Origin of the sequence: Actinoplanes cyaneus (genome assembly GCF_016862095.1) — a bacterium.
Classification (GTDB): Bacteria; Actinomycetota; Actinomycetes; order Mycobacteriales; family Micromonosporaceae; genus Actinoplanes; species Actinoplanes cyaneus.
The window spans coordinates 42,096-58,827 of the sequence record NZ_BOMH01000005.1 but is presented as its reverse complement, the minus strand read 5'-3'; the positions used below and the strand labels follow the sequence as shown (position 1 = coordinate 58,827).

General features: G+C 71.3%; 18 protein-coding genes. 12 read left to right on the top strand and 6 right to left on the bottom strand.

The genetic code is table 11. The annotated features are described in order from the left end of the window. Positions 1–27: 27 nt before the first annotated feature. On the bottom strand, positions 28–360 hold the full coding sequence (locus Acy02nite_RS03895; protein WP_203738394.1) for a winged helix-turn-helix transcriptional regulator: 333 nt from the start codon (positions 358–360) through the stop codon (positions 28–30). A 48-nt stretch (positions 361–408) separates the two neighbouring features. Here Acy02nite_RS03895 and Acy02nite_RS03890 point away from each other — a divergent pair, with 48 nt between their 5' ends. After that, positions 409–1,221, top strand: a complete 813-nt coding sequence (locus Acy02nite_RS03890) for an SDR family NAD(P)-dependent oxidoreductase (protein WP_203738393.1) — start codon at positions 409–411, stop codon at positions 1,219–1,221. 192 nt (positions 1,222–1,413) lie between these two features. Here Acy02nite_RS03890 and Acy02nite_RS03885 read toward each other — a convergent pair whose 3' ends face one another. Continuing rightward, positions 1,414–2,178 carry a hypothetical protein gene (locus tag Acy02nite_RS03885; protein ID WP_203738392.1) on the bottom strand — a complete coding sequence of 255 codons (765 nt, stop codon included), beginning with the start codon at positions 2,176–2,178 and terminating at the stop codon, positions 1,414–1,416. A gap of 369 nt (positions 2,179–2,547) precedes the next feature. On the opposite strand from Acy02nite_RS03885, the gene Acy02nite_RS03875 reads away from it, so the two are divergent. The 4 genes from Acy02nite_RS03875 to Acy02nite_RS03860 all read left to right on the top strand — a co-directional run bounded on the left by Acy02nite_RS03875 (position 2,548) and on the right by Acy02nite_RS03860 (position 6,892). Then, a complete protein-coding gene (locus Acy02nite_RS03875; RefSeq protein ID WP_203738391.1) occupies positions 2,548–3,003 on the top strand; it encodes a MarR family winged helix-turn-helix transcriptional regulator in 456 nt (151 codons plus the stop codon). A 49-nt stretch (positions 3,004–3,052) separates the two neighbouring features. Beyond that, positions 3,053–4,654: an MFS transporter gene (locus Acy02nite_RS03870; protein WP_203738390.1), complete on the top strand. Its 1,602-nt coding sequence runs from the start codon at positions 3,053–3,055 to the stop codon at positions 4,652–4,654. A gap of 74 nt (positions 4,655–4,728) precedes the next feature. Next, on the top strand, positions 4,729–6,318 hold the full coding sequence (locus Acy02nite_RS03865; RefSeq protein ID WP_203738389.1) for a methyl-accepting chemotaxis protein: 1,590 nt from the start codon (positions 4,729–4,731) through the stop codon (positions 6,316–6,318). A gap of 67 nt (positions 6,319–6,385) precedes the next feature. Further along, positions 6,386–6,892 carry a GAF domain-containing protein gene (locus Acy02nite_RS03860; protein WP_203738388.1) on the top strand — a complete coding sequence of 169 codons (507 nt, stop codon included), beginning with the start codon at positions 6,386–6,388 and terminating at the stop codon, positions 6,890–6,892. Here Acy02nite_RS03860 and Acy02nite_RS03855 read toward each other — a convergent pair. Continuing rightward, entirely contained in the window at positions 6,876–7,517 is a 642-nt protein-coding gene (locus tag Acy02nite_RS03855; RefSeq protein WP_203738387.1) for a maleylpyruvate isomerase N-terminal domain-containing protein, read from the bottom strand. The two genes, Acy02nite_RS03860 and Acy02nite_RS03855, sit on opposite strands and share 17 nt — an antisense overlap. A 51-nt stretch (positions 7,518–7,568) precedes the next feature. Here Acy02nite_RS03855 and Acy02nite_RS03850 point away from each other — a divergent pair, with 51 nt between their 5' ends. From Acy02nite_RS03850 to Acy02nite_RS03825, 6 genes are read left to right on the top strand one after another with little or no spacing between them, the layout of a single operon-like run. Further along, positions 7,569–7,988 (top strand): hypothetical protein, encoded by a 420-nt coding sequence (locus Acy02nite_RS03850; protein WP_203738386.1) that lies wholly within the window; start codon positions 7,569–7,571, stop codon positions 7,986–7,988. Positions 7,989–8,031: 43 nt separating this feature from the next. Next, complete coding sequence (locus Acy02nite_RS03845) at positions 8,032–9,096, top strand: carbohydrate kinase family protein (protein ID WP_203738385.1); 1,065 nt, start codon at positions 8,032–8,034, stop codon at positions 9,094–9,096. A 2-nt stretch (positions 9,097–9,098) separates the two neighbouring features. Beyond that, on the top strand, positions 9,099–10,010 hold the full coding sequence (locus tag Acy02nite_RS03840) for a carbohydrate ABC transporter permease (RefSeq protein WP_239174165.1): 912 nt from the start codon (positions 9,099–9,101) through the stop codon (positions 10,008–10,010). A gap of 2 nt (positions 10,011–10,012) precedes the next feature. Beyond that, positions 10,013–10,828, top strand: a complete 816-nt coding sequence (locus Acy02nite_RS03835) for a carbohydrate ABC transporter permease (RefSeq protein WP_203738384.1) — start codon at positions 10,013–10,015, stop codon at positions 10,826–10,828. Positions 10,829–10,832: 4 nt separating this feature from the next. Next, on the top strand, positions 10,833–12,116 hold the full coding sequence (locus Acy02nite_RS03830) for an ABC transporter substrate-binding protein (RefSeq protein ID WP_203738383.1): 1,284 nt from the start codon (positions 10,833–10,835) through the stop codon (positions 12,114–12,116). A 1-nt stretch (position 12,117) separates the two neighbouring features. Further along, entirely contained in the window at positions 12,118–13,431 is a 1,314-nt protein-coding gene (locus tag Acy02nite_RS03825) for a family 4 glycosyl hydrolase (protein ID WP_203738382.1), read from the top strand. On the opposite strand, the gene Acy02nite_RS03820 is transcribed toward Acy02nite_RS03825, so the two are convergent. Next, a complete protein-coding gene (locus Acy02nite_RS03820; RefSeq protein WP_203738381.1) occupies positions 13,419–13,805 on the bottom strand; it encodes a hypothetical protein in 387 nt (128 codons plus the stop codon). The two genes, Acy02nite_RS03825 and Acy02nite_RS03820, sit on opposite strands and share 13 nt — an antisense overlap. 184 nt (positions 13,806–13,989) lie before the next feature. Between Acy02nite_RS03820 and Acy02nite_RS03815 the strand changes: the two genes are divergently transcribed. Continuing rightward, on the top strand, positions 13,990–14,313 hold the full coding sequence (locus Acy02nite_RS03815; RefSeq protein ID WP_203738380.1) for a hypothetical protein: 324 nt from the start codon (positions 13,990–13,992) through the stop codon (positions 14,311–14,313). A gap of 80 nt (positions 14,314–14,393) precedes the next feature. On the opposite strand, the gene Acy02nite_RS03810 is transcribed toward Acy02nite_RS03815, so the two are convergent. Next, positions 14,394–15,548, bottom strand: coding sequence for a fatty acid desaturase family protein (locus tag Acy02nite_RS03810; RefSeq protein WP_203738379.1), 1,155 nt, complete (start codon positions 15,546–15,548; stop codon positions 14,394–14,396). 43 nt (positions 15,549–15,591) lie between these two features. Beyond that, the gene (locus Acy02nite_RS03805; RefSeq protein WP_203738378.1) at positions 15,592–16,698 is read right to left on the bottom strand and encodes a ferredoxin reductase; all 1,107 of its coding nucleotides are present in this window, start codon (positions 16,696–16,698) and stop codon (positions 15,592–15,594) included. Positions 16,699–16,732: the final 34 nt, after the last annotated feature.

Sequence of the window (16,732 nt, the reverse complement as noted above, 5' to 3'; positions counted from 1 at the left end):
TCGCGTCCGGCGGCCCGTGCCCGGTCGTCAGTAGTGCTCGACGGCCCAGCCGGCCAGCGCGTTCAGCGGCACGAGCAGGCTTTCGCCGGCCGGCGTCAACCGGTACTCCACCTGCGGCGGAACGGTCGGATGCACGGTCCGGGAGACCAGGCCGTCGGCTTCCAGCAGCCGCACCGTGCGGGTGAGGATGCGCTGGCTGATGCCCTCGATGCCGCGGTGCAGCTCGTTGTAGCGATGCGGGCGCTTGCCGAGCAGCATGATCACCAGCAGGGTCCACTTCTCGCCGAGGCGGTGGACCGCGCGGGTGACCGGGCAGCTGTCGTACTCCCTCGCGGGGACCGGGGTGGCGAGCACGGACATTGATGTGCCTTCTTCCGGGCGGCGGGCCGACTGGTGACGATCGTAGTCATGGCAGTCGTGGTGATCAGTGGTGGAAGTGACGGGATGGGACGGGCGCTGGCCGTCCAGCTGGCACGGCGCGGTGACACCGTCGTGGCGATCGGGAGCCGCGCCTCCCTCGAACCGGAGGTTCCCGGAACAACGTATCTGCAAGCCGATCTGAGCAGTGTGGCGGAGAACCAGCGGGTGATCGCGGAGATCGGCTCGCGGTGGCCGGTCGTCGACGCCCTGCTGCTCTTCGCGAACCGGACGTCGCGGCATCGGGCCGAGACCGTGGACGGTCTGGAGGGAACCTTCGCCCTCTATTACCTGAGCCGTTATCTGCTCGGTCATGGGCTCGCCCCCCAGTTGGACCGCGCCGCGCATCCGGTGATCGTCAACGTGGCGGGGGTCGGGGTCACCCGTGGCGGGGTGCGCTGGGACGACCCGCAGCTGACCCGGGACTACTCGGTGATCACCGCGCAGTTGCAAGCCGGCCGGGCGAACGATCTGCTCGGTGCCGGGTTCAGTGGGAAAGCTCGCTACATCCTGTACCACCCCGGCTTCACCAGGAGCGGCAACCTCAGTCCCCTGCCGCTCCTCGTCCGCACGGGCATCAAGGTCCTGGCCCGGTTCGCGGCGCAGCCGATCGCCGACGCGATCCGCCCGATCCCCGGCTGGATCGACCACCCGCCCGCCGCGCAGCTGACCGCGATCGATCGTGGCCGTGAACTCCCGCCAGATCTTCCCACCCTGGACCCGGTGGCCGCCCGGCGACTGGCCGAGCTCACCGCGACGATGCTGCGAGACGTCGCTCCGCCGGCCCCGGAACGGTGCCCGTGAGCTTGCCGAGCCGCTCGCCGCCGCCCTCATCGCGCTCCTCACGGCGGCGTCCGAGGAGAAGCCCGCCCCGAACGCCGTGGCCACCGGGAAGCCGCCCCGCGTGCCGCAGCCGGTGGCAGTGGCGGTGGCGGTGGCGGTGGGAGCGTCAGGTCGTGAGACGACCGCTTGCCGCAGCCGGTGGCAGTGGCAACGTCAGGTCAGTGAGATGACCGCGGCGATCACTGTGGCCAGAATGTAGAGCCAGGTGGCGAGCCGGACCGCCCGGTACCGCAGGGGCTCAGGCCGGCCGAGCGCACGCAGCACGACGGCGAGCAGCGGCAGCACCAGGATCGCGTGCAGCGCCACCCCGTGGACCGGCTTCAGCGAACCGGCCGTCTCGTACGCGATCTGTGGACTCTGCGTCCGGTAGAGGATCGACCCCTTGGCCACCATCGCCACCCCGGTCACGAGCGTGAGCAGCAACAGCCCCCACCCGGCGCGCAGCGCGAGGCGCAGGTCGGACGGCCCCCGCACCCGCCCGCGCAGCGCGATCACGGCGAAGCTGACCAGCACCACCACCAGGACCGCGCCACCGAGGGCGAGGGCTGTCGCGATCGCGCGCGACGCCGGCGTCGACGTGTTGAAGTGCGACGGCACCCGCCGCCACGCCTGCACGGTGATCCCGGCGACCTCCAGCACGCAGTCCGCCGTGAAGACCCCGAGCAGCCAGGCCCGCGGTCGCGGGCTCATCACGAGAAACCGCGTCACCCAGGCGACGGTGATCAGGGTCAGCCCGAAGGACAGCCCGAACGTCGTCGGCTTGCGCCACGAGACCGGGCCTTCCCACGGCCCGTCGTCGGCCAGGAAGACCCCGAAGTGCACCACGCCGGAGAGCATCAGCAGCGCCCCGACCAGATGGGCGACGCGCTCCACCGGCCGCAGGGCGCGGAGGCGGGCCGCGGCGACAACCTGGGTCATGCCGACGATCCTGCCCGGCCCGCGGCCCCTTGTCGTCGGACCCAGGGAGTACCTGCGAGCGACGAAAATGGTTCGCCGGAGGTATTGCCGAGGCAGGATGATCGCCGCCATGAGTCGCCTGGGGCTGCGGCGTCTTCGGCAACGATCCGGCCGAGGTGGCTCAGGTCTTCGCGGAGACGCTGGCCGCGAGTCCCTGGTTCGACCTGGTGGTCTTCGCCGTCCTGGATCGCGGCGGCAACACCCGGAGGGCCTTCGAGGAAGCCCTGGGCTGATTTCCCCGTACGACGGCAGGGGCCCCTCGCGTAAGCGGAAGTGACCAGACTCCCTTCGGCTTGCGATAGGTATGTCTTCATACCTAATAATCGTCACATGACCGACGACGCGATCGCCCTCATGCACCTGGCCCATCAGTTGCACCGCAGCCTGGACCGTCGGCTGCAGGGCGATTTCGTCCACCCCAAACCGCCCGAGGCGCAGATCGCCGCGCTCTGGCAGATCCGGCAGTCGCCCGGGATGACCGTGCGGGAGCTCGCCGACGAGTTGCAGATGCAGCCGAACAACGCGAGCGCCCTGGTCACCGCCATGGTCAAGAGCGGCCTGCTGACCCGCGAGCCGGATCCGCAGGACCGCCGGGTGGTGCGCCTGCACGTCACCGAGCAGGCGCGCGGGCGCATCGACGAGGTGCAGGGCCTGTCCAGCGGCTACCTCGACGCGGCGCTCGGCGATCTCGGCGACGACGAGCGGGCGGCCGTGCACGCCGCGATCCCGGTGCTGGCCAGGATCGCCCGGCACGTGCGCGACGGGCGTCCTCACCGCGAGGCGTGAGCGTGCTCATCGCCGTACCGGAGCAATCGAAGCAAACAAGGAGCACAGCATGACCTCGACCGTTTCCGCCGACGTCCCCACCCCGGCGCATGCGCCGCCGGCCGCGGCGGCAGGCCGGCGCGGCAACCCCTGGCTGAGTCTGATCGCCGTGGCGTTCGGCCTGTTCATGGTCGGCCTGGACGGCAGCGTGGTGTCGATCGCGAACCCGGAGATCGGCCGTGACCTGGGCGCCAGCACCGCGGAGCTGCAGTGGGTGACTAATTCCTACCTGCTGGCCCTCGCCGCCGCGCTGATCCTCGGCGGCAAGCTCGGTGACCGGTTCGGCCGGCGGACGTACTACCTGATCGGCGTGGCCGGCTTCACCATCGCGTCGGTCGCGATCGGACTGGCCGGTTCGATCGAGGGCGTCATCGCCTTCCGCGCTGCGCAGGGCCTGTTCGGCGCGCTGCTGATGCCGAACACGCTGGGCATCCTGCGCGCGGTCTTCCCGCCGAAGCGGTTCGGCATGGCGGTCGGCATCTGGGCGATGGTCTCGTCGGTCTCCACCGCGCTCGGGCCGATCGTCGGCGGGCTGCTCGTCCAGCACGTGGGCTGGGAGTCCGTCTTCTACATCAACGCGCCGATCGGGGTGATCGCGCTGATCGTCAGCGCGCTGGTGCTGCCGGAGAGCAAGAGCCCGACGGGCCGGCACCGGTTCGACGTGGCCGGTGTGCTGCTGCTCGCGATCGGGCTGCTGGTCCTGGTGTTCGCCGTGGTCAAGGGCGAGGCGTGGGGCTGGGGCTCGGCGCGGACGCTCGGCACGATGGCGGCCGGGCTGTTGATTCTGATCATCTTCGGCTGGTTCGAGACCCGGCTGGAACATCCGCTGCTCCCGATGCGGCTCTTCCGCAGCCCGGCGCTCACCATCGGCGCGATCATCACCGCGATCAACTTCTTCACGCTGCTCGGGTCGATCTTCTACATCATGCTGTACCTGCAGAACGTCCGCGGATACAGCCCGGTCTGGTCCGGTGTGCTGACCCTGCCGCTCAGCCTCGCCTCGGTGGTCGCCTCGCCGCTCGGCGCCGCGCTCACCGACCGGTTCGGCCCTCGGCTCTCGATGCCGCTCGGCATGGTGCTGCAGGGCGCCGCGTCGTTCGGCCTGATGGCGCTCGGCACGCACTCCGGCTACTGGGCGATGTGGCCGTCGTTCATCGGGCTCGGCCTCGGCGTCGGCATGGTGATGGCCGCGTCGAGTGAGGCGATCGTCGGCAACGCCCCGGTCAAGGACGGTGGCGTGGCCGGTGGCCTGCAGGCGACCATGCTGCAGATCGGCGGGGCGCTCGGCACCTCGGTGCTGATCTCGATCATCAGTGCCCGGGTGAGCGGCACCCTCGCCGGCTCGCTGACCGAGGCGGGCGTGCCCGCCCCGCTCGCCGAGGGCCTGACCGCGGCGAAGGACGTGGTGGCGATGGGCATCGCGCCGGTCAGCGCGGATCTGACCGGGAACGTTCGCGCCGCGGTGATCGAGGGCGCCGGCACGGCGTTCCTGCACGGCGTGCACGCGGCGGCCCTCGTCTCCGGCGTGCTCTGCCTGCTCGCGGCGGTGGTCGCGGTCGTCGGCATCCGGCGCGGGGCGAAGCCCGAAGGTGTCGTCCCGCCGGCACACTGACCGATTCGTGCACCTCTGAGTGGCGGGCGTGGCCCGCCACTCAGCCGGACGGTTCCCGTGCCGAAAGGTGAGGTATGAGGCAGTTCTGGGCGGATCTCAGCGTGAACGTCAAGATCATGGTGGCGATCGGTGTCGCCGCCGTCGTGGCTCTGGTGATCGGGACGACCGGCCTGCGGGCACTCAGCCGGGCCAGCGGGTCGGCCACCGGCATCTTCGAGGACAACGTCGCGAGCGTCACGGTGCTCGGCGAGCTGCAGAACGCCATGACCCAGTCCCGCCTCGACCTGACCAACCAGGCGATCTACTCCGACGCCACGAACAAGGCCAAGTACGAGCAGGCGTTCAGCGACGACCTGGAGGTGGCCGCCGGCGCGCTCTCCCGGTACGAGGCGGCCAGCCCGGCCGGTGACGCGGCGGTGATCGAGAAGCTGGACAGCACCTGGCGGCAGTACGTAGAGGTGGCCCAGAAGCACCTCATCCCGCTGTCCCGGGCCGGCGACCTCAGCGGGTGGCAGCAGGTCCGGACCGAGCAGGTCACCCCGCTGATCACCACGCTCAAGGAGACCCTCGCCGAGCTCAGCGAGGCGGAGCGGGCCGACGCGGCCGCGGCCGCCGCGGAGGCTCGCGACGGCTACGAGGACAGCCGGCTCGACTCGATCCTCGTCCTGACCATCGGCATCCTCGCGGCGCTCGCGCTCGGGGTCATGGTGGCCCGGGGCATTGTCCGCGCGCTGCGCCGGGTGACCACCGTCTGCGAGGGCCTCGCGGCCGGCGATCTCACCCAGAGCACCGGCATCACGTCGGCCGACGAGCCGGGACGGATGAGCCGCGCGCTGGACGCCGCGATCCTGCGGCTGCGCGAGACGGTCAGCACCATCGGCGACTCCGCGGTGACCCTGGCCAGCGCGTCCGAGGAGCTCACCGCGGTCAGTTCGCAGCTGGAGAGTGGCGCCGGCGACGTCGCCGAGCGGGCCGGCTCCGCCAGCGCCGCCAGCGCGCAGGTGAACGCCGGCGTCCAGTCGATCGCCGCGGGCGCCGAGCAGATGAGCGCCTCGATCACCGAGATCGCGTCGAACGCGGCCGAGGCCGCCCGGGTCGCGACCGAGGGCATGAGCGTGGCCGAGCGCACCAACCGGCAGGTCGCCGAGCTCGGCGCGGCCAGCGCGGAGATCAGCGACGTGGTCCGGCTGATCACCACCATCGCCGAGCAGACCAACCTGCTCGCCCTGAACGCGACGATCGAGGCGGCCCGCGCCGGTGAGCTGGGCAAGGGCTTCGCGGTGGTGGCCGGCGAGGTCAAGGAGCTCTCCCAGCAGACCGCGCGGGCGACCGAGGAGATCACCGCGCGGATCGGCGCGATTCAGGCGTCGAGCACGTCGGCGACCTCGGCGATCGGCGAGATCACCGAGGTCATCCAGCGGATCGGCGACTACACCACGACGATCGCGTCGGCGGTCGAGGAGCAGACCGCGACGACCGGGGAGATGAGCCGCTCGGTCGCCGAGGCCGCGTCGGGCAGCGGCGAGGTGGCCCTCACCGTTACCGGTGTGGCGCAAGTCGCTGCCGCGACCGCCGAGGGAGCGCGCACCACGCAGCAGGCCGCGGCAGACTTGACCAGGCTGGCCGGTGACCTCACCACCCTGGTGGGTGGTTTCCGTCACTGACCCTCAAGTCTGGTCCCGCCGTGTCGTCGTTCCCGGCAACGGCGCGTCATCCCCCGGGGAGGTTCCGATGAAGACCGATCTCTACGACCGCCTGGCCGAGCCCGCCCGGCTGACCGAGCTGGCCCGCTACGACCTCGCCGACACCACGCTGCGGGCCACGCTGGACGAGGTGGCCAAGCGCAGCGCCAAACTGCTCGAGGCGCCCGTCTCGCTGGTGTCGGTGCTGGGCGCCGACGCGCAGCAGATCGTCGGCGCCTACGGGCTGCGCGACTGGGTCGCCACGCCGCAGGGCGCGCCGGCCGAGTGGGCGGTGTGCAGCCGGACGGTGCTCAACGGCGAGCCGTACTGTGTGGCCGACTTCAGCGACGACCCGGTGCACGCGGCCAACCCGTTCCTGGCCAGCACCGGGCTGCGCAGTTACCTCGGGGTGCCGCTGGTGGCGCCGGGCGGGGTGATGCTCGGGGCGCACTGTGTGGTGGACACGCGGCGGCGCATCTACACCGGCGTCGACCTGGCCGTGCTCTCCGACAGTGCGGACGAGGCGATGGAGGCGCTGCTCACCTTCCGGCGCTGAGCACGTCACCCTGCCAGCGCCAGGACGTCTGCCGGGGGTGGCCGGGCAGCTCCGTGCGGCCGGTCGCCCAGAGCAGCGCCGGCCACGGCTCGAAGCCGGACGGCGCGTCCGGGAAGAGGCGTCGCAGGACACGGGCGCACACGTCCGCCTCCGGCGTCCACCGGAATGTCATCGTCCGGGCCAGGTCGTGCAGGTGGACCAGCACCTCGACGACGCCCATCGCGGCGAAACCCGAGGCATCCGAGATTCCGTACGGATGAAAGGCCCGCCGTGACGCGGGACTCGACCGGACGACGGCGGCGAGCAGGCCCCCGGCCGCGTCGAGCACCTGGAGCAGGCCGTCGACGCCGTGCTCCGGGTCGACGTACACCGTGAGCGCGGGCGCCGCCGGCCGGCTCCGCCGGTAGCCGAACGGCACGTAACGGTCGGTGGGCGGCTCCTCGGCGGCGAGCTGGCCCGCGTAGGCGAAAAGGTCGTCGGCGACGTGCTCGACCGTCTCCCAGCAGGACCAGTCGAGGTCGCCGGCCGGGGCCTGCCAGTCCTGCCCGGCGACCTCTCGCAGCGCCACGACGGCCTGCGTGACCACCGTGCGCACGTCGCCGGAATCCACAAGTGAATCACCCATGGCGCGGAAGCTATCGCAAAAGTGTCGTACCCCGCGCGCATCATCGGCGGTATGGGAGAAGCAGCCATGCCGATCCGCCGCCGGATCGAGTTGTCCATCGCCGAGACCCGCCTGCGTTTCCAGCAGCTGGTCCGGCTCACCGGGCTGACCGGCCAGGTCACCGTCGTGGTCGACGGCGGCCGCCCGATCGCCGCGATCGTCCCCGCCGCCGACGTCCTCGAGCCTGCGCCTCCGCCGTCGCCCCCACCGCCCCCACCGCCCCGCCCGGCCGCCGAGAGCAGCGCCGGCTGGCTCCGCCGGATCGAGAAGGTGCGGGAGGACGTGCGCCGCCAGCACGCCGGCCGGATCCACGAGTTGTCCCAGGCGCTGGACGAGGCGTGGCGCATGCTGGACCAGCTCCACCCGCCGGGCACCGACCGGCACGTCGACACCCTGCGTGCGGCCCACGGAGACCTGCGCCGGACTCGATGATCAATCTCCACTTGACCTATCGGGGCGGAGGTAAGATCGGCCAATGGCGCGCCAGCTCGATCTGTTCGTCCCCGGGGTGGTGTTCCTTGACGTCATCTTCACCGGGCTGCGTGAGCTGCCCGGGCCCGGCACCGAGGTCCGGGCCTCCGGCATGGGGTCGTGCCCCGGCGGGGTGGCGAACCTCGCCGTCGCGGCCGCCCGGCTCGGCCTGCGCACCGGGCTCGGCACGGCGCTGAGCACCGACGCCTACGGCGAATTCTGCCATCAGGTGCTCAGCCGCCAGGAGGGAATCGATCTCTCCGCGTCCCGCCGGCTCGACGACTGGCACTCGCCGGTCACCGTCTCGCTGGCCTATGACCGCGACCGCAGCATGATCACGCACGGGCATCCGCTGCCGACCGACGACGAGGGCCTGGTCAACGGGCTGCCCGCGGCCCGCGCGGCGGCCGTCAGCCTGGGCGGCTCCAGCACCGCGTGGGTGCCCCGGGCGAGTCGCAACGGCACGCTGATCTTCGCCGATGTCGGCTGGGACGAGACCGATCAGTGGGATGTCGACGCGCTCGCCGTGCTGCCCGACTGCCACGCGTTCCTGCCGAACGCGGTCGAGGCGATGCGCTACACCCGGACGGACACCCCGGGCGCCGCTCTCGACAAGCTGGCCGGCCTGGTCCCGATCGTGGTGGTGACCGACGGCGGGGACGGCGCGCTCGCTGTCGACTCGGCGACCGGGGAGGTGGCGACCGTGCCGGGCGTGCCCGTGGAGGCACTCGACCCGACCGGCGCCGGGGACGTCTTCACCGCCGGGTTCATCGCCGGGACGGTCGGCGGGTGGCCGCTCGCCGACCGGGTGGCCTTCGCGAATCTGGTGGCCGCGCTCTCGGTGCAGCATTTCGGCGGGTCGCTGTCGGCGCCCGGCTGGGGGGACATCGCCGACTGGTGGCAGGCCACGCTGCGGGCCGCGGAGCAACGGCATCCCGAGTCGAGCGAGGGGGAGCTGGCGCGGCGCTTCGCGTTCCTGCCCGACGTCATCCCGCCGGGGAGGCGGAACGCCGTGCACCGGGCGACGGCGACGATCGCGCGGCTCTCCGACGCGCACGCCGAGCCGTGACGGTGGCTCCCGCACGCCGGGCCGTGCCGGCGGCTCGCGCACGGCCGGGCCGGTCGCGGCGGGACACGCTCACGGGTCTCGCGTTCCTGGCGCCCAGCCTGGTCGGGGTCGGCGGTTTCCTGCTGGCGCCGGTCGTCGTCGTGCTCGGCATCAGCCTCACCCGGTGGGATCTGATCGACCCGGCCCGGTGGACCGGCCTCGACAACTACCGGTCGATCCTGGGCGACCCGGCGTTCGGCCGATCGCTGGCGGTCACCGCGGTCTTCGTGCTGCTGGTCATCCCGCTGCAGACCGCGCTCGGCCTGGCCGCCGCCCTGCTGCTCGATCAGCGGCTGCCCGGTTCCACCTGGTTCCGCGCGATCCTGGTGCTGCCGTGGATCAGCGCCCCGCTCGCGCTCGGCGTCGTCTGGCGCTGGCTCTTCGACCCGTCCGACGGCGCGATCAACGAGTTGCTCGGCCACCGGATCGAGTGGCTGACCAGCCCGGCGCTCGCCCTGCCGTCGGTCGCCGCGGTCACCATCTGGACCAATGTGGGCTATGTGGCGCTGTTCTTCCTGGCCGGCCTCGCCGGGATCCCCCCGCAGTACGGGGAGGCCGCCCGCATCGACGGTGCCGGCCCGTGGCAGGGCCTGCGGCGGGTCACGCTGCCGCTGTTGCGCCCGACCACGTTCTTCGTCCTCGCGACCGGCGTGATCAGCAGCTTCCAGGTGTTCGACACGGTCTACGCGATGACCGGGGGCGGGCCTGCCGGGCGCACCGAGGTGGTGGCGTACACGATCTACCGGGAGGCGTTCGTCAACTTCCGGATGGGCCGGGCCGCGGCCATGTCCGTGGTCCTGTTCCTGCTGTTGATCACGGTGACGATCGCCCAGCAGACGTACTTCCGCCGGCGCACGACGTACGAGATGGGGTGATCATGCGCCGTGCCGTGCTGACCTACCTCGCGCTGAGCCTGGCCGCGGTGGTGATCCTCGCGCCCTACCTGATGAGCGTCCAGACGTCGGTGAAGACGCCGCGGCAGTTCGCGCAGCAGCCGCCGCTGGCCCCGCCCCGCCCGCCGACCGGGGAGAACTACGCGGAGCTGACGGTCGGCGGGCACACCCTGATCCCGCCGCTGGTGATCACCGTCCAGGTCGTGCTGGTGGTCGTTCTCGGACAGCTCGTCTGCTCGGTGCTGGCCGCCTACGCGTTCGCGCGCCTGGACTTCCCGGGCCGGGACGCGATCTTCTGGGTGTACCTGGCGACGCTGATGGTGCCGGCCGTCGCGGTGCTGGTGCCCCGGTTCGTGCTGCTCAGCGAGGCGGGGCTGGTGAACACGTTCTGGGGGATCGTGCTGCCCTCGATGTTCGGCTCGCCGTATGCGATCTTCCTGCTGCGCCAGTTCTTCCGGGCCGTCCCGCAGGAGCTGCTGGACGCCGCGCGGATCGACGGGGCCGGGCATCCACGGGTGCTGCGGCACGTGATGCTGCCGCTGAGCCGTCCGGTCCTGGCCACCCTGCTGATCATCACGGCGGTCACCCACTGGAACGACTTCCTCTGGCCGCTGGTGGTCACCAGCGGCGCGCGCTGGGAGGTGCTGACCGTCGCGGTGGCCGGCCTGCAAAGTCAGTACCAGGGCAATTGGACCCTGGTCATGGCCGCCACGACACTCGCCACGATGCCGCTGCTCGTGCTCTTCACGATCTTCCAGAAGCACATCGTCAAGTCGATCACCATCACCGGGATGAAGTGAGCACATGCGACGACTGTTCCTGACCATCACGGCCCTCCTGCTGACCGCGGGCTGCTCGATCGCCGGCAACGACGACGCCGACGGGAAGACCACTGTCACGTTCCGGCTCTGGGACGAGCAGGTCGCCACGGCGTACGAGCAATCCTTCGCGGCCTTCGAGAAGACACATCCGGAGATCACCGTCGACGTCCAGGTGGTGCCGTGGGCCGACTACTGGACCAAGCTGCCCGCCGACGTCGCCGCGGGCACGGCCGCCGACATCTTCTGGACGAACACGTCCAACTTCGGCCTCTACGCCGACAACGGGCATCTGCTGCCCGTCGACGTCAGCGGCGACTGGACGAAATCGGTCGTCGACCTCTACACGCGCGGCGGAAAGCTGTGGGGCGTGCCGCAGCTGTGGGACTCGATCGCGCTCTACTACAACAAGGACCTCGTCACGAAGGCCGGTGTCGACCCGGCGGCCCTGACCTGGGATCCGTCCCGTCCTGACGACCCGTTCCGCGCGGCGCTGCGGCGGCTCACGGCCGACGGCGCGGGCCGGCATCCCGGCGAGGCGGGCTTCGATCCCAAGGACATCACGACGTACGGGTTCAACGCCGCCCTCGACCAGCAGGCGATCATGTGGGATTTCGTGGGGTCCAACGGTGGCACCTGGCAGACGGGTGACGCCTTCACCTTCGCGGACCAGCCGAAGACCGCGCAGGCCGTGCAGTACGTCGTGGACCTGATCAACAAGGAGCACGTGGCCCCCTCGGCCGCGGACACGAACACCAACAGCGACAAGGCGCTCCAGCTGTTCACCCAGGGCCGGATCGCGCTGTTCCAGTCGGGGCCCTACCACCTGAAGGCCGTCCATGACGGCGCCGGCTTCCCGTGGGGGATCGCGCCGCTGCTCGACGGCCCGGCCGGCCGGGTCGGCGTGGTGCACGGCGTGGCCGCTGTCGCGTCGGCGAGGACCGCGCACAAGGAGGCGACCACCGAGGTGCTGAAGTGGATCGGCTCGGCGGACGGGCAGCGGCCGATCGCCGCGGGCGGCTACGCGTTCCCGGGGGTCACCTCGGTGCAACCGGCGTTCGTCGACCATTGGCGGCAGCGGGGCGTGGACCTGCAACCGTTCCTCGACTCGGCGGGCGGGACGACGTTCCCGGCGCCGGTCGGCCCGCGCGTCGGGTCCGGCGGGACGGCGTATGCGCCGGTGCTGCAACAGGTCTTCCTGGGGCAGCTCGGCGTCGTGGACGGTCTGCGCAAGGCGCAGAACGCGGGCAACGAAGCGATGAAGGGCTGACATGCGGCTGACGATCCTCGGCGGTGGCGGGTTCCGCGTTCCCCTGGTGTACCGGGCGCTGCTGGCCGACCCGGAACGGACCATCACCGAGGTGGTCCTGCACGACGTGGACGCCGGGCGCCTCGACGCGATCGGGCGGGTGCTCGCCGCGCTGGGCTCACTGCCCGTGCGGACCACCACCGATCTGACGGAGGCGCTGACCGGGGCCGCGTTCGTGTTCTCCGCGATCCGGGTCGGCGGGCTGCGCGGGCGGGTGGTGGACGAGCGGGTCGCGCTGGCCGCCGGCGTGCTCGGGCAGGAGACGGTCGGCGCGGGCGGCATCGCGTACGGGCTGCGCTCGGTCCCGGAATCCCTCCGGATCGCCGCGCTGACCGCCGAGGTCGCGCCGGACGCCTGGCTGATCAACTTCACGAATCCGGCGGGGCTGGTCACCGAGGCGATGTCCGGGCTGCTCGGCGATCGGGTGATCGGGATCTGCGACTCGCCGACCGGGCTGGTGGACCGGGTGCTGCGGGCGCTCGGGGCCGACCCGGGCGAGGTGCGGATCGATTACGCGGGGCTGAACCATCTCGGCTGGCTCTACGGCGTGCACGACGCGGCTGGGCGTGACCTGCTGCCGGGGCTGCTCGCCGACGACAAGCTGCTGGAAACGATCGAGGAGGGCCGGCTCTTCGGCAACCTGCGCGAGCTGGGAGCCGTGCCGAACGAGTACCTGCACTACTACTACGACCCGGCGGGGACCTTCGAGGCGCTGCGCTCGGCGCCCCGGACCCGTGGCGCGTTCCTGCTCGAGCAGCAGGAGCGGTGCTATCACGACATCGCCTCGCGGGAGCCGCTGCAGGCGTGGCGGGACGCGTGGCGGGAGCGGGAGGCGACGTACATGTCGGAGAACCGGTCGCTGACCGGCGCGGGGGAGCGCGAGCAGGACGAGTCGCGCCCGGCGGGGTACGAGGGGGTGGCGCTGGCCGTCATGCGGGCGCTGGCCCGGGACGAGCCGGCGACGCTGATCCTGAACGTCCGCAATCGGGGGACCCTGTCGATCCTCGACGACGACGCGGTGGTCGAAGTGCCGTGCCGGGTCGACGCGCGCGGGGCCGTGCCGTTGCCGGTGGCTCCGCTGCCGGGGCACGCGGTGGAGCTGGTGCGGGCGGTGAAGACCACCGATCGGCTGATCCTGTCCGCGGTCGCGACGGGCTCGCGGGACGCGGCGGTCCGGGCGATGGCGGCGCATCCTCTGGTGGGGGACGCGGAGCTGGGCGCGCGGCTGGTCGACGCCTACCGGGCCGAGCTGCCGGAGCTGGCCTACCTGGCCTGATCCGGAGCACGTCCGGCGGCCGCCAGGCCGACCCTGGTGATCACGGCGTAGACCTGGCTGGCGGCCAGTGCGCCCAGCAGCGCCCCGCCCACGTTGCCGGGCAGTCCGGCGTCGGGGATCGGGAGGGTGCCCAGCCAGACGACCGCCGCGGTGACCGCGGCGGCGGCGCAGGCGATCCGGCGATGCCGGTCGCCGCCGTTGTACAGGGCGCAGGTCGACCAGATCAGCACGCTGACGCCGACGAAGTCACCGACCGGACGCCCGGCCAGGCCGATCAGGACGGTGGCCGCGATGGCCAGCCCCGCGCCGGTGGCGGCGCGGCGCAGAGTCACCCACCCGGAGACGGCGGGGGCCGGGGCGGCGTCGGTGACCATCGAATGATCTTGGGGCCTGGGGGTTGCCCGGGGATGTCCGGAAGTTGAACAGTCTCTCCGGATCCGGCTCCCGTGGAAGGTGGCGGGCCGCGGACGTCGCCGGGAACCTCTGGCGCTTCGGGGATACCGACGAGTAACCTGCGAGGACCTTGGTGGTCGTCGATGGGTGCAGGGGGTGGGCCGGGTGCCGCACGTCGAGGTCTCCGCCGGGACCGTTCTCCTGCTGCTGGGCATGATCGTGCTGGTGGTGCAGCCGGGCGCGATCCCGTTCACCTACGCCGTGGCGACCCGTCATGTGCGGCGCGGCGGGCAGCGGCCGCCACTCGTCGCGACCGGGGCCTACCTGCTCGGCTGCCTGTTCACGCTGGTGTGCGTGGCCGCGTTCTTCTGCTCGGAGTTCCCGATGCTGTGGGCCGCGGTGCTCGGTTACGTGCCGATGTGGCTCTTTGCCTACCTGATCCTGAGGCAGCCGGACGTGCAGCCCGGCGGGCGGCACCTGCGCGGCTGACCGGCGGCGATCGGTCCGGGGCCACAACGAGTCCAGGCCGCAGCCGGGTGGGGCTGCGGCCTGAACGGATCCGGGGTGGATCAGGCGGTGGCGGGCTCGGTCGCCGGGATGCGCGGCGGGCGCGAGTGGTCCGGCGCCGCGGTCGGTTTGCGGTTCGGCAGGGAGAGGCGGATGACCTTCGCCCACGCCGACGCCACCTGGACCGGGAGCGGCCCCGTCACGTACGGCAGATCGTACTTCTCGAAGAGTGCCCGCACCTTGACCGCGACCTCGGCATAACGGCTGCTCGGCAGGTCGGGGAAGAGGTGGTGCTCGATCTGGTGGGACAGGTTGCCGGTCATGATGTGCATCAGCTTGCTGCCGGAGATGTTGGCCGAGCCGAGCATCTGCCGCAGGTACCACTCGCCGCGGGTCTCACCCTTGATCGAGGTGCGCTCGAAGGTGGAGACGCCGTTCGGGAAGTGACCGCACATGATCACCGAGTGGCTCCACAGGTTGCGCACGATGTTCGCGGTGAAGTTCGCGGCGATCGTGTGCAGGAAGGACGGGCCGGACAGCGCCGGGTGGATGATGTAGTCCTTCAGCACCTGGCGGCGGATCTTGCGGCCGACCGCCTTCACGTTCGCCTTGAACTCCGGGTCGCTGCGGCGCTTCTTGGACTTCAGGTTGCGGCCCAGGTTCAGGTCGTAAGCCGCGATCCCGTACTCGAAGAAGAGCGCGTTGATGAAGTTCCACAGCGGCTGGGCCAGGAAGAACGGGTGCCATTTCTGGTTCTCGTCGACCCGCATGATGCCGTAACCGAGGTCGTTGTCCTTGCCGACCACGTTGGTGTACTTGTGGTGGATCTCGTTGTGCGAGTGCTTCCACTGGTCGGCCGGGGTGACGTGGTCCCACTCCCAGGTCGTGGAGTGGATCTTCGGGTCCCGCATGAAGTCGTACTGCCCGTGCAGGATGTTGTGGCCGATCTCCATGTTCTCGAGGATCTTCGCCACCGAGAGGCCGGCCGTGCCGACGATCCAGGCCGGCGGGAAGAGCGAGAACAGCAGGACCGCCCGGCTGCCCATCTCCAGGCTGCGCTGGACCTTGATCACCTTGCGGATGTAGGCGGCGTCGCGTTCCCCCCGGTTCGCGAGCACCTCGTCCCGGATGGCGTCCAGCTCGCGGCCGATGGCCTCGATGTCCTCGGCGGTCAGGTGGCCGATCGGGTTCACTTCCTGGCGTTGCAGAGTCGTCACGAGTTCCTCTTGTTCTCTACTGGGGGGTCGTGATCAGGAATGGTCAGGCGTCCAGGTGGCACGGCCCGGCGGCGGCCGAGATGCACGTCTGGACGAGCACGTTGTCGCCTTCCACGGCGGTGGTGACGGTGCCGTCGCGCATGTCGCGGACGATGCCCTCGCGCATCGGCAGCACGCACGAGTAGCAGATGCCCATCCGGCAGCCGGACGGCATGAGCTGCCCCGCCGCCTCGCCGGCGTCCAGGATCGACACGCCGCCCGGCGCCTCGACCGTCGTGCCGGAACGCTCGAAGGTGACAGTGCCACCCTCGCCGGCGACCAGCACCGTCGGCCGGAACCGCTCGACGTGCAGGCGCTGCGCGGCGCCCGCCTCGGCCCAGTTCTCCGACAGGGCGTCCAGCATCTCGCCCGGGCCGCACGCCCAGGTCTCGCGCTCGAAGCGGTCGGGGACCAGCATGTCCAGGTCGGCCGGCTTGAGCCGCCCGTCGGCGCCGGTGTGCCGCTCGATCAGCGTGATCCGGCCCTGCTCGGCGAGAGCCCGCAGGTCGGCGCCGAAGACCACGTCCTCGGCGGTGCGGGCGGAATGCACGACGACCACGTCGGTGAGCTCGTGGACCAGGCTGCGCAGGATGCCCATGACCGGCGTGATCCCGCTGCCGGCGGTCACGAACAGGCTCTTCGCCGGGCGCCGGCTCGGCACGACGAAATCGCCGGCCGGCAGGTCCAGGTTCATCACCATGCCGCGGCGGGCGTTGGCCAGCAGATAAGAGCTGACAACCCCGTCGCGTACGGCGTTGACGGTCACGCTGATCCGCCCGGAGGGCTGCCCGGCCGGGCTGCTCACCGAGTACGAGCGCCACAGGCGGATGCCGTCCACGTCGACGCCGAGACGCACATACTGCCCCGGCTCGTGCGGGCGCCAGCCGCGGCCCGGCCGCAGCTCCAGGGTGACCGCGTTCGCGGTCTCCCGGTGAACCGCCTCGACCCGGGCGCGCAGTACGTTCGGATTGCGCAGGGGAGCGATCACGTCGAGGTAGTCGGTCGGCACCACCGGAGTGGTGATCAACTCGACGACCCGCCACGCGCCGTTGCGCAATGTCTGTGTAACAGCCACGTGAACAAGACTGCTGGTTCCGACGAACGAAAGCATGACCAGGGGAAGTGAATCGAAGCGCCATAATTGT

What these genes read in the sequence shown, in the direction of transcription:
- Acy02nite_RS03895 (WP_203738394.1), bottom strand. Translation starts at nt 360, where the DNA reads ATGTCCGTGCTCGCCACCCCGGTCCCCGCGAGGGAGTACGACAGCTGC.
- Acy02nite_RS03890 (WP_203738393.1), top strand. Translation starts at nt 409, where the DNA reads ATGGCAGTCGTGGTGATCAGTGGTGGAAGTGACGGGATGGGACGGGCG.
- Acy02nite_RS03885 (WP_203738392.1), bottom strand. Translation starts at nt 2,178, where the DNA reads ATGACCCAGGTTGTCGCCGCGGCCCGCCTCCGCGCCCTGCGGCCGGTG.
- Acy02nite_RS03875 (WP_203738391.1), top strand. Translation starts at nt 2,548, where the DNA reads ATGACCGACGACGCGATCGCCCTCATGCACCTGGCCCATCAGTTGCAC.
- Acy02nite_RS03870 (WP_203738390.1), top strand. Translation starts at nt 3,053, where the DNA reads ATGACCTCGACCGTTTCCGCCGACGTCCCCACCCCGGCGCATGCGCCG.
- Acy02nite_RS03865 (WP_203738389.1), top strand. Translation starts at nt 4,729, where the DNA reads ATGAGGCAGTTCTGGGCGGATCTCAGCGTGAACGTCAAGATCATGGTG.
- Acy02nite_RS03860 (WP_203738388.1), top strand. Translation starts at nt 6,386, where the DNA reads ATGAAGACCGATCTCTACGACCGCCTGGCCGAGCCCGCCCGGCTGACC.
- Acy02nite_RS03855 (WP_203738387.1), bottom strand. Translation starts at nt 7,517, where the DNA reads ATGGGTGATTCACTTGTGGATTCCGGCGACGTGCGCACGGTGGTCACG.
- Acy02nite_RS03850 (WP_203738386.1), top strand. Translation starts at nt 7,569, where the DNA reads ATGGGAGAAGCAGCCATGCCGATCCGCCGCCGGATCGAGTTGTCCATC.
- Acy02nite_RS03845 (WP_203738385.1), top strand. Translation starts at nt 8,032, where the DNA reads ATGGCGCGCCAGCTCGATCTGTTCGTCCCCGGGGTGGTGTTCCTTGAC.
- Acy02nite_RS03835 (WP_203738384.1), top strand. Translation starts at nt 10,013, where the DNA reads ATGCGCCGTGCCGTGCTGACCTACCTCGCGCTGAGCCTGGCCGCGGTG.
- Acy02nite_RS03830 (WP_203738383.1), top strand. Translation starts at nt 10,833, where the DNA reads ATGCGACGACTGTTCCTGACCATCACGGCCCTCCTGCTGACCGCGGGC.
- Acy02nite_RS03825 (WP_203738382.1), top strand. Translation starts at nt 12,118, where the DNA reads ATGCGGCTGACGATCCTCGGCGGTGGCGGGTTCCGCGTTCCCCTGGTG.
- Acy02nite_RS03820 (WP_203738381.1), bottom strand. Translation starts at nt 13,805, where the DNA reads ATGGTCACCGACGCCGCCCCGGCCCCCGCCGTCTCCGGGTGGGTGACT.
- Acy02nite_RS03805 (WP_203738378.1), bottom strand. Translation starts at nt 16,698, where the DNA reads ATGCTTTCGTTCGTCGGAACCAGCAGTCTTGTTCACGTGGCTGTTACA.